The sequence below is a fragment of the Methylobacter tundripaludum genome (assembly GCF_002934365.1).
In the GTDB taxonomy this organism is placed as follows: domain Bacteria; phylum Pseudomonadota; class Gammaproteobacteria; order Methylococcales; family Methylomonadaceae; genus Methylobacter_A; species Methylobacter_A tundripaludum_A.
Map to the genome: position 1 here is coordinate 75,877 of NZ_PTIY01000017.1, position 1,623 is coordinate 77,499.

Genomic DNA, 1,623 nt, shown 5'->3' on the forward strand with positions numbered 1-1,623 from the left:
CTTAAGGAACACGCAAAAAATAACTGGAGCAAATTTCATTTTTTAACCATGAAGAGCATGAAGCTGCATGAAGAATTTAAGTCTTCATGCAGCTTCATGCTCTTCATGGTAATTGCCTAAATTAATTCATGCATGTTCAAGACAAAAGAGCAAACACAGCCACTAAGAATCACTATTGAGCCAAACAGATATGAACAAACGGATAAAACTATGCATTATCGGCGGAGGGCCGCTGGGAATAGGCTTGGGCCGGGAGCTGAACGACGGCGGAATCGACTACGACCTGTATGAGTCGGAAGCGGATTTGGGCGGCGTGTGGAACGGCGACGGCAAAAGCGGCCGGGTATACCCTTCGCTGCATTTGATTTCGCCGAAGTTCAACACCCAGGTTCCCGATTACCCGATGCCGGACGATTATCCGGTTTACCCGAACCACAAGATGATGCTGGCCTATATGCGCTCTTATGCCAGGGATTTCGGCGTGTATGACAAAGCCATTTTCAATACCTCGGTCACCAAACTGGAACCGGCCGGAGACGGCTGGGACGTGACCTTGTCCAGCGGCGAGTGCAAACACTATTCGTTTGTCGCGGTCTGCAACGGCGCGCAACGGGTCGCCCGTTATCCCGACCCGCCGTATCGGGGGCATTTCAGCGGCGAAGTCTTTCATTCAATGGATTATAAATCCCCCGACCAGATCAGAGGCAAACGGGTTCTGGTGGTCGGCGCGGGCAACTCCGGCTGCGATATTGCCGTGGACGCCGTGCATCATGGCGCCGGGGTCTATCACAGCACCCGGCGGGGCTACCATTATTACCCGAAATTTATCGGCGGCAAGCCGACGCCGCAATGGATGCTGCAACTGGGCAACAAGTTCAAATCCAAGGAAGAGACCATGGCCTACATCCAGCAGGTGTTCAAGCTTGCCGGTTACGACGGCGTCGATTACGGCTTGAAAAAACCCGATCACCCGCTGGATGGAGCGCATCCGATCATGAACTCCCAGATTTTGTACCATATCGGCCATGGCGATATTCAGCCGAAAGACGATGTTGATTACTTCGACGGCAGCACCGTCCATTTCACCGACGGCACCAGCGCTGATGTGGATGTGATTATCTATGCGACCGGCTATGACCGGGATTTTCCGTTTATCGATCCGGCGCTGCTGCAATGGAAAGCCGGCATCCCCGATCTGTTTATTCACATTGCGCCCAGAAACCTGGACAACATCTTTTTCTTCGGTTTTGTTAATGCCGCGGCCGGTCTGGGCGACGGCTTGAGATTGCAGGGCCAGTTCGTCAGAAGCTACATCAAGGCGTTTACCGACAAAAGCAAAGGCTACGACAAATTTATCCAGGCCAAGCAGGAAGACGACCCGGATTTGGGGCAGGACTATTTCCTGGATTCGCACCGGCATTTATGGGAAGTGGATTTCTGGAAGTTTATTAAAGTCGCGCGTATGTACAGGGATATGCTGGATGAGCGTTAATCCAAATGTCGGATCAATGCGTAGCGCATCTTATGGCTTAGATTCAACTCATAAGTGCAATCGGCACTAATCGGAAAAGAAAAAGGTTAGCTGATATAGTTTCACGCTTTTTTCAATCCGACCAAAGACGA

Annotated in this window: 1 protein-coding gene; it reads left to right on the plus strand. The window is 51.3% G+C overall.

The features are described from left to right. Positions 1–190 precede the first annotated feature (190 nt). Positions 191–1,492 (plus strand): flavin-containing monooxygenase, encoded by a 1,302-nt coding sequence (locus tag B0F88_RS16690; protein ID WP_104425078.1) that lies wholly within the window; start codon positions 191–193, stop codon positions 1,490–1,492. The last annotated feature ends 131 nt before the right edge of the window (positions 1,493–1,623 follow it).